At 38.3% G+C, this 9421-nt stretch carries 12 protein-coding genes; 2 read left to right on the top strand and 10 right to left on the bottom strand.

Annotated features, from left to right (window positions below):
- Window positions 1-124: 124 nt before the first annotated feature.
- Window positions 125-418, bottom strand: coding sequence for a hypothetical protein (locus tag F890_RS16655; RefSeq protein WP_005268016.1), 294 nt, complete (start codon window positions 416-418; stop codon window positions 125-127).
- A 215-nt stretch (window positions 419-633) separates the two neighbouring features.
- Here F890_RS16655 and F890_RS16650 point away from each other — a divergent pair, with 215 nt between their 5' ends.
- The gene (locus F890_RS16650) at window positions 634-879 is read left to right on the top strand and encodes a type II toxin-antitoxin system RelB/DinJ family antitoxin (RefSeq protein ID WP_000246756.1); all 246 of its coding nucleotides are present in this window, start codon (window positions 634-636) and stop codon (window positions 877-879) included.
- Window positions 869-1162, top strand: a complete 294-nt coding sequence (locus F890_RS16645; RefSeq protein WP_000221358.1) for a type II toxin-antitoxin system RelE family toxin — start codon at window positions 869-871, stop codon at window positions 1160-1162. Before F890_RS16650 ends, F890_RS16645 begins: the two co-directional genes overlap by 11 nt.
- A gap of 80 nt (window positions 1163-1242) precedes the next feature.
- On the opposite strand, the gene F890_RS16640 is transcribed toward F890_RS16645, so the two are convergent.
- The 9 genes from F890_RS16640 to F890_RS16605 all read right to left on the bottom strand — a co-directional run bounded on the left by F890_RS16640 (window position 1243) and on the right by F890_RS16605 (window position 8943).
- Window positions 1243-2289 carry a dipeptidase gene (locus tag F890_RS16640; RefSeq protein ID WP_005254637.1) on the bottom strand — a complete coding sequence of 349 codons (1047 nt, stop codon included), beginning with the start codon at window positions 2287-2289 and terminating at the stop codon, window positions 1243-1245.
- 17 nt (window positions 2290-2306) lie between these two features.
- Window positions 2307-3458, bottom strand: a complete 1152-nt coding sequence (pqqE, locus tag F890_RS16635) for a pyrroloquinoline quinone biosynthesis protein PqqE (protein WP_005254636.1) — start codon at window positions 3456-3458, stop codon at window positions 2307-2309.
- Window positions 3455-3739 carry a pyrroloquinoline quinone biosynthesis peptide chaperone PqqD gene (gene pqqD / locus F890_RS16630; protein WP_004781094.1) on the bottom strand — a complete coding sequence of 95 codons (285 nt, stop codon included), beginning with the start codon at window positions 3737-3739 and terminating at the stop codon, window positions 3455-3457. Before pqqD ends, pqqE begins: the two co-directional genes overlap by 4 nt.
- Window positions 3736-4494 carry a pyrroloquinoline-quinone synthase PqqC gene (gene pqqC, locus F890_RS16625; protein WP_005254635.1) on the bottom strand — a complete coding sequence of 253 codons (759 nt, stop codon included), beginning with the start codon at window positions 4492-4494 and terminating at the stop codon, window positions 3736-3738. The genes pqqD and pqqC overlap by 4 nt, the downstream gene beginning before the upstream one ends.
- 9 nt (window positions 4495-4503) lie before the next feature.
- Window positions 4504-5415, bottom strand: coding sequence for a pyrroloquinoline quinone biosynthesis protein PqqB (gene pqqB, locus F890_RS16620; RefSeq protein WP_004781092.1), 912 nt, complete (start codon window positions 5413-5415; stop codon window positions 4504-4506).
- Between the two features lie 70 nt (window positions 5416-5485).
- Window positions 5486-5560, bottom strand: a complete 75-nt coding sequence (gene pqqA, locus F890_RS18355; RefSeq protein WP_075107140.1) for a pyrroloquinoline quinone precursor peptide PqqA — start codon at window positions 5558-5560, stop codon at window positions 5486-5488.
- A gap of 647 nt (window positions 5561-6207) precedes the next feature.
- Entirely contained in the window at window positions 6208-6819 is a 612-nt protein-coding gene (locus tag F890_RS16615) for a recombinase family protein (protein ID WP_005268011.1), read from the bottom strand.
- Between the two features lie 210 nt (window positions 6820-7029).
- Window positions 7030-8484: a SulP family inorganic anion transporter gene (locus F890_RS16610; RefSeq protein ID WP_005268008.1), complete on the bottom strand. Its 1455-nt coding sequence runs from the start codon at window positions 8482-8484 to the stop codon at window positions 7030-7032.
- A 249-nt stretch (window positions 8485-8733) separates the two neighbouring features.
- A complete protein-coding gene (locus F890_RS16605) occupies window positions 8734-8943 on the bottom strand; it encodes a hypothetical protein (protein ID WP_004282305.1) in 210 nt (69 codons plus the stop codon).
- Window positions 8944-9421: the final 478 nt, after the last annotated feature.

Genomic DNA, 9421 nt, shown 5'->3' with positions numbered 1-9421 from the left:
CAAAGTTAAGATGATGGTATGACAATTTTATATACTCCATAAACCCTTTAAATTAATTAGGTGGTTTATGTCGCACTTCAAGTTTTACTCTGCCCTGTATTATGTTAATTTTAGGAAATATTAACTAAATGTTATTGGTTATATCTGTAAGAACCAAAATAATTTTTTGGATTCCTATTCTGCTTAACTCAGCAGCAGCACCATCAATACTTTTAAATACTCTTGGTTCGAATGGGTTTCTAGAACTACTAAGCATCAATGGTTTTCCATCCCAATCTGCGTCTTTACCTGTAAAAAAAATAATAAAGTTATTATCTTTCCCTTTTATACATGCACCATCAAACCAACCTTTCTCTAAATGAGTTTTAGCCATACTTGAGAGAATACATCCGCTACTGTTTAAACCTGAAACCTTCATAATATAAATTCCTTAATGAATAAAGCAACAATATCAAATATTGCAACAATATTCAATATTGAAACGATATTAAATATCGTTGGATTTTAAGTAAAAATCATTGAATAAATTCAGTAATATTCAGCCCATTTAACATAATGGCTGTTATGCGAAGTCGACTTGTAATGCAATTTGCATTACACTAATCCTAGTACATTAAACACTTGGGAAATATGATGGCTACTGTTAACTTCAGGGTCGATGAAGCCCTTAAAGAAAAATCTTATTCAATCCTTAAAGAGCAAGGTATTGCACCTACGGATTTCTTCACTAGTATTCTTGAATATGTTGCTACGACTGGGAAACTGCCTGTCAAAAAAGCTTTGCTTTCGGAAGAAGATGAAGAATTATTAGCTCTTGTCCGTAAGCGCATTAACGATCCTAAAGAGATGTTTGAGGAAGTCACATTAGATGACTTATAAGCTTTTACGTCACAAGGACTTTACAGCAGAATGGGAAAAACTCCCTGTTGCTATACGAGATCAATTTAAAAAGAAACTAGCTAAAGTCATAGAGCAGCCACATATTCCAAAGAACATGCTTAGAGGCGATCTTGCAGGTTGCTATAAAATCAAATTATTAAAAGCTGGTGTCCGACTTGTCTATCAAGTTAAAGATGATCAGGTAGTTATCCTGCTCATTACCGTCGGAAAACGAGCTGATAGCATAGTTTATGACGAAGCGAAAAAGCGAATTAAAGACTAAAAATGGGAGCTTATAGCTCCCATTTTTAACTTCGTATAACGTGTGTTATGTTAATTTTAAGTATTCTAAAGAAAACACAATTATGCCTTCAATATTTGATTTAAAAAGTTAAACCAATTTTGAGAACTGATTTTCTCGATCAGCGCTTCAGAAAAACCACGTTGCTGCATACGTTCAAGTAGGTAAGGCATATATGTCACATCACCCAACTCCAATGGCAGCAAACAACCGTCAAAATCTGAACCAAACCCAACATGATCTTCTCCCAAATGTTCAAGTAAATAACTGAGATGATCGATAATGGTGTCAATTGAGGTGTTCGGATCACGCTGTCCATCGCTTCTTAAAAAAGCCACATCAAAATTAATACCGACCATGCCATGACTTCGTTGAATGGCTTGTAATTGCGAATCTGTGAGATTTCGCGCTTGAGCACACAAGGCATGCACGTTGGAATGGGTAGCGACAATCGGCTGATTAAAGCCTTTAAGGATATCCGCAGTATCCCAAAAAGCGCGCTCATTCATATGAGAGACATCAATGATCATGCCTTTGTTTTCACAGATGCGTACTAATTCTTTGCCTTGTTCCGTTAAACCTGATCCAGTGTCTGGCGAATGCGGGAAAGATGCATTCAGACCATCCCCAAACCGACTTTTCCGATTCCAAAGTGGCCCGATACTCCGTAAACCTTTTTCATAAAAAGTATCCAAAAGTTTAGGTTCGCATTCTAAAACCTCGGCACCTTCTAAATGCAGCACAATCGCCAATTGCTGATGCTGAAAACAGGTCTTCACTTGTTCTAAAGATGTGCAAATCTGAATTTTGCCTTCAGAACGTAATTGCAACTGCTGAGCCATTTCCAACTGAGCAGTGCAAATCTCAATGATCTGTTCTTCACTAAAATCCGTTGCAGTGCGATCTTTAATTTTTTCCGGATGATGCTTTTGCAAATAGCCGTAAGGGGGGAGAAAAATTGAAAATAATCCTCCCATCCATTGTGCTTCCTGACAACGTTTGAAATCTAAATGTCCAGGCAACGTACCATGAAGGAATTCATGCACTGGATCTTTGGCAGAACTGAGCCATAGACTGGTCAATAGGTCATTATGTCCATCAAAGATCATGTCTTCAAGTGTCCTGATTAGTCGCTCACGGTACGTGTTGGAATCAATTGTTTTTGACTGAGTTGTCTAGAATTTTTAGGATTTCTAAACACCAGTTGATCAAAAGGAATCGGGGTTTCACTTTCGATTCGAGCATTTAAAATCTTATAATGATCAGGTGATTTACCACAAACAGGATCAGCATTTTTAGCATCACCCGTCATCATAAATGCCTGACAACGACAACCGCCATAATCTCGATCTTTATCTGAGCAGCTTTGGCACATGTCTGGCATCCAGTCATCACCACGGAATTCATTAAAGCTCAGTGAGTCATACCAAATCTCGGAAAGTTGACTCTCTTTAACATTTGGGAATTGAATGGGGAGCTGACGTGCCGCATGACAAGGTAGGGCAGTCCCATCTGGAGAGACTGTTAAAAAGATTTTACCCCATCCGTCCATGCAGGCTTTTGGACGTTCTTCATAATAATCCGGGACCACAAAAATCAATTTACACTTGATATTTTGTTCCTGAATTTTTTGACGATATTCATTAGTAATGCGTTCAGCACGAACCAATTGTTCTTTGGTCGGTAATAAGCCCTGACGGTTCTCATAGGCCCAACCATAAAATTGGCAAATCGCCAATTCAACGGTATCCGCTTCCAACTCCAAACAGAGCTCAATGATTTGATCAATTTGATCAATATTATGCCGATGAATAACGAAATTCAGCACCATAGGATAACCGTACTGTTTCACCAGACGTGACATATCATACTTTTGCTGAAATGCATGTTTAGAGCCAGCAAGGGCATTATTCACGACGGGATCACTGGCTTGAAAGCTGATTTGAATATGTTGCAAACCTGCTTGTTTTAACCCTGCAATCCGTGCTTCGTTTAAGCCCATACCTGAGGTAATCAAATTGGTATAGAAACCTTTTTGATGTGCATACTCCACCAATTCTTCAAGATCTTGACGAACTAAAGGTTCACCCCCTGAGAAACCCAGTTGAACGGCTCCCATTTGGCGTGCTTGGTCAAAAACATTAAACCATTCCTGTGTGCTCAACTCTTGATTATGCAAAGCATAATCAAGAGGATTAGAACAATAAGGACATTGTAAAGGGCAACGGTAAGTCAATTCAGCCAATAACCACAGTGGCAGCCCTACAGTTGCTTTCATGCTAAATCAATCCAATGTTCACGTTGAGCAACCAACATATATTCAATAATGTCCTGTTTGATTTCAGGGATATCACCAAATTTTGCGGTGACTTTTTGAATAATATCAGCAATCGTGGTTTGTCCATCGATATACTGACCAATTTCACTCGCGCTTTCATTCAATTTGATCATACCTTCAGGGTACAGGAGAACATACGCATTTTGAGCCGGTTCAAACTGAAAACGATAACCTTGACGCCATGTTGGAATAATCGATAAATCTAATTCAGGTAAACTCATTTGAATAATCCCTTATGCCAAACATGATCAGCGGTGACACTATGATAAGGCGCTTGGTTATGCACATAGGCCAAAGTCAAAGCATCTAAAATGGTCCAAAGAATATCCAATTTAAATTGTAAGATTTCGAGCATACGCTCTTGTTCTTCAACCGTTTTAAACGAATCTAAGGTGATGGTCAGACCATGTTCTACATCGCGGCGTGCTTGACTTAGACGAGAACGGAAGTAGGTATAACCCTGTTCTTGAATCCAAGGATAATGTTTCGGCCAAGACTCTAAACGAGACTGATGAATTTGTGGTGCGAATAATTCAGTTAAGGAACTACTTGCTGCTTCACGCCAAGTGGTGCGACGCGCAAAATTAACATAAGCATCTACGGCAAAACGTACACCAGGCAATACCAATTCTTCAGAAACCACCTGTTCGCGGGTTAATCCCACTGCTTCTGCCAAGCTTAACCACGCTTCACGACCACCGCCATCAGGATAAATACCATCTTGATCGATCATGCGTTGAATCCACTCTTGACGCACACGTTGATCAGGACAATTGGCCATAATGGCCGCATCTTTCAGTGGGATATTAATTTGGTAATAGTAACGGTTTGCCACCCAAGCCTGAATTTGCTTTTGTGTCGCTTTCCCTTCATGCATCATAATGTGAAAAGGGTGGTAAATATGATAATACTGACCTTTGGCAAGAATCGCTTCTTTAAACGCTTCTGGACTTAAGGCTTCTGTAATCTGTTGCATCATGTCACCTTATAAATCGATCTGCATACCATCGAAAGCCACTTCAACCCCGTGCGCTTTTAATTCTGCAGCTTGTTGAGACTGTTCATTTAAGATCGGATTGGTGTTATTGATATGAATCAGCACATTACGCGTATTTTCGAGTTGATCTAAATAAGATAGAGACCCCCCCTCACCACTAATGTGTAAATGACCCATTTCTTGACCCGTTTTTTTACCAACACCGTATTCTTGCATTTCAGTATCAGTCCACAAGGTGCCATCAATCATGACGCAATCTGAAGCTTGCATGATTTGCATCACTTGATCATCAATTTTGCCTAAACCCGGTGCATAGAAGAGCTGCTTATGGGTTTTTAGATCTTTCACAATCAGTGCAATATTATCGCCATCATGTGGATCGTGACGGTGGGGAGAATAAGGTGGCGCAGCACTTCGAATGATTAAAGGCGTGAACTCTAAATGTTCAAATCCTTCAATTTTAAAAGAAGATTTTGGATCAATTTGACGATATTCAAATCCACCATTCCAATGTTTTAACATATTAAAAATCGGGAATCCTGTAGTCAAATCTTGATGCACCATGTCCGTACACCACACTTTAATCGGGCAGCCTTCACGAAGCGTTAATAGACCTGTGGTATGGTCAAGTTGACTGTCCATCAACACCACATTGGTGATGCCTGTATCACGTAATTTGCGTGCAGGTTGTGCCGCTTTAAAATCAAAAAGCTGCTGACGAATATCAGGAGACGCATTGCATAGAATCCAATCGATACCATTTTCAGAAATAGCGATTGAAGACTGGGTGCGTGCTTTAGCTTGAATCGTGCCTTGACGAAGACCATGACAATTGTGGCAATTGCAGTTCCATTGTGGGAAACCACCGCCCGCTGCTGAACCTAAAACATGAATATACATAGATCACTCTTTCCAAAAAATAAAAGCCCTAGTCGTCTAGGGCTTTTATTTGATTTAAGTCTCTTAAACCTTAGCGTGCTTCGAAATACATTGTGATTTCAAAACCAATGCGGATATCTTGAAAAGCTGGTTTAGTCCATTGCATGGGAATGCTCCAAAAGGATCTTAATAAAGTTAAGATGAATAAAGGAAATTGTCAGATGTATTATATTCCTAGTCAATTAAGATATATACCTTATTTAAGAAACTACTATAATTTTAAGTAGGGTGTAACATATGAATCGTTTATAAACTAGCTTTAAAGCTTTTATTACCTCATTTAAATAGTGGAAATTTCTATGAAATTACACATTCATTTAACATAATTGTGGTTATGCGAAATTCCTAGCATATTAATCTTTTGTCTTATAGCTTTGTATTTTACCAATAGGTAAAATATATTCACAACCTACATCGGAAAAGTAGGTAGTTAAGAAAAAAGTTGCAGAGATTTATAAGCCTTATAGTAACGGGAGAGACTATAGGGCTTTTTATTTATCTTAATATTCATATATCTATGATAAAGTCATGATGCTCGACGATATAAAAGACCGGCTTGAAAATAGGCCGGTCTTTTAATTTAATACTTGCCCTTTTTTTATGATCATTATTGATCTTAACAACTAGAGCTAAAATAAAAACCAGGAAAATCAAATGCTTTCTCATTATTAATACCTTCTTCTAATCTTTAAGAATGCCTTTTCCCACTACAAATAGATATGACATAAGGGTAGCACTGATACAAGCCATTTTTTAAATGGCCTTAGCAACTCGATAAACAGTTGCAACTCCACAATTCACTGCTTTGGCAATTTCTTCCTTAGTCATATTGCCAGCTGCTAGCAATTCTTTTATTCGTTTGTGCTTAGCCTCATTGGCTTTCTTACCTGTTGGCTTGTAACCCGAACGCGCTAAGCCCTGCTTAATACGTTCTATACGTTTCTCATTGTCCAGGCGGGCCATTGTTGCCAGGAGATCAATCAACATATTGTTGATGAGTTCCAAGATTGAATGAGTAATGCTGTCACTGGTTTGAATCATTTGGTAGGTAGTAGGAAGATCTGCCACAATTAATCGAAGTCCTTTCTCCTGAATCCTGCGCTTCAGCTCTTGAAAATCCTGTTGGGTTAGGCGTGATAATCGGTCAATACTTTCAACCAACAAGGGGTCACCTTGATTTGCTTCTGACAGTAGCTTATTCAATTCAGGTCGGTCTAACTTCGTACCACTATAGTTTTCCACGTACACAATGGTTTTACCCAAATTCAAGTTTTGGTTTAGATCCTGAAGAATCTGCAAAGCCCTTTCTGCATCTTGATCTTTAGTTGAAGCTCGTAGATAAATACGTGTATTCATTTCTATCATTTAATCTTAATTCTATTAGATTAATGATAACACTATCATTTAATTATTACATTAAGTATAATGATAGATATTGTATGCGATTTGGCTCGCTATCATTCAGCTATACTCTTTTGATAAAAAAAGCATGACTAAAAGCCATGCCTTGGGAATTCGTATAACGTGTATTATGTTAATTTTAGAGATTCTACATAAACGTAAAATCTCCTGCGCTTAGATTCTGGCATGTGTTCCATACTTATCAATCATAATAGAGCTGGCTTCATTTAAGCCACGCACAGTGACATTCACACCATTCTTTTGAAATTTATTTACAACAGAATCAAGCATGGCGACTGATGTTACATCCCAAATGTGAGAATGGGTCAAATCAATAATCACATCCTTTACATCCTCTTTAAAGTCAAAACCTTGCATGAATTTTTCAGAAGAACTAAAGAAGATCTGACCTCTCAAATCATATAAACGGGCTGTTCCTTCAAAAGATGCAGTTACCTGGATATCATTTTCAAGTTTATTCGCCAGGAACAAGGCTGAAAGTAATACGCCTGTTAACACACCCAAAGCTAGGTTATGCGTAGCAACAACTACAATCACAGTCGCAATCATAACGATATTACTGCTCTTAGGATTATCTTTTAACTGAGTGACAGAACTCCATTCAAAGGTACTGATAGAGACCATGATCATTACCGCTACCAATGCAGCCATTGGAATCACTTTGAGCCAGTCACTGATAAATACAACCAGAATAAGAAGAAAAATACCCGCAGAGAATGTTGATAAGCGTGTAAGGCCACCTGATTTTACGTTAATCATAGATTGACCAATCATCGCACAGCCAGCCATCCCCCCCATAAAGCCAGAAGCAATATTCGCAATCCCTTGTCCCTTACATTCCTGATATTTATCACTTGGCGTATCTGTCATTTCATCCACGATAGTTGCTGTCATCATCGATTCAAGTAAACCTACAGCCGCCAGTGCGACTGAATAAGGCAAAATAATCATCAATGTTTCAATATTCAAAGGAATATTTGGAATCAAGAACATTGGAAGTGTGTCAGGTAACGATCCCATATCACCCACAGTTCGTACATCAATTCCTAGAGCAATTGCCAGTAATGTGATTGCAATGATGCAGACAAGTGGAGAAGGGAGTAATTTTCCTAATTGGGGAACCAAAGGAAAGAGATAAATAATCGCCAGACCTAAAGCAACCAGAGCATATACATGCCAGGTCACATTAATCAATTCCGGCAACTGAGCCATGAAAATTAAGATTGCTAACGCATTTACGAATCCAATAACTACAGATTTAGATACGAACCGCATTAACTTGGCGAGCTTTAAATAGCCTGCCAATATCTGAATCACGCCTGTCAAAATTGTTGCTGCCAGCAGATATTCAAGCCCATGTTCTTTGACCAATGTAACCATAAGCAGTGCCATAGCCCCTGTGGCAGCTGAAATCATTGCTGGACGGCCACCTACGAAAGAAATCACGACGGCAATACAGAAGGATGCGTATAGACCAACTTTAGGATCTACACCTGCAATAATTGAAAATGCGATGGCTTCAGGGATGAGTGCAAGACCGACGACTAATCCGGCAAGTACATCCCCACGGATGTTAGAGAACCACTGTTCTCGGACATTAGATAACATAAACATAGCCTGTTTTTTAATTTTTCAGATAGGCTAGTGATGTGATATATACAACACACAAGCGACTACACCACATCACTAGACAGTGATGAGTTATTTACAGATTGAAGACGGTAAATAAACTTAAGGTGGCGTAAGTGTCATAAGATGAAGGAACTTTTTAGAGTAAAAAAATCAGGACAAGGGTAACAGCTAGGTACTTTTTTATAAAGCCTGGATGTTATATCCAAGCTTTGTTTAATCGGTATTTTATGAAGCTTTTAGCTCCCCAAGTAATTGACCTATTTCCAAACGTGTATAGCCACGTTCTTTAAAGATCAAAACAATAGCCTGTTTATAATCTTCAGAAATAGCCGTTTTATATTTATTAATTAATTGCAGCTCAGCATTAAGCTGAAGGTCATTTTTGATCGTCAATACTTCCGTAGAGACTTTATTAAAAATCTTGAAATTAAACATACAGGTGCTCTTCATCAATATTGTAGCGGCCCGACTACAACAAACACCTGCCTTAGCTTAGCTAGACACCCTTGGGCGCAAGGATTACAAATTTAAAAAGGGTCTGCAAGTTTTTCTCAAGGGGAAGCATGAATAATCCACTAAATTTATATCCATTTAATATAATGGTTGTTATACGCAATAAAAAAACCTGGGCACCAACCCAGGTCTAAAATTTAAAAAACAGATAAATATCAGTGCAATAAACTCATTTTTCTAATTTCGCATAACGTGTATTATGTTAATTTTAAGATAACTTAATAAAGTCAATTATTTGGTTTGTACCAATTTTTCATATTGTTAAGAATATTTTCCTCTTCAAGCGATCTCAGCTCCTCTGGAATCTGATTCATACGTTCAGCAGCAAGCATTGCTTCTCTCATACCTTCTGGAACCTGATTCATATGTTTAGCAGCAAGCATTGCTTCCCTCATACCTT

Source organism: Acinetobacter sp. CIP 64.7 (genome assembly GCF_000369745.1).
Classification (GTDB): domain Bacteria; phylum Pseudomonadota; class Gammaproteobacteria; order Pseudomonadales; family Moraxellaceae; genus Acinetobacter; species Acinetobacter fasciculus.
Note: the sequence above shows the minus strand (reverse complement) of the source record. Positions and strands in the feature narration are given on the sequence as shown.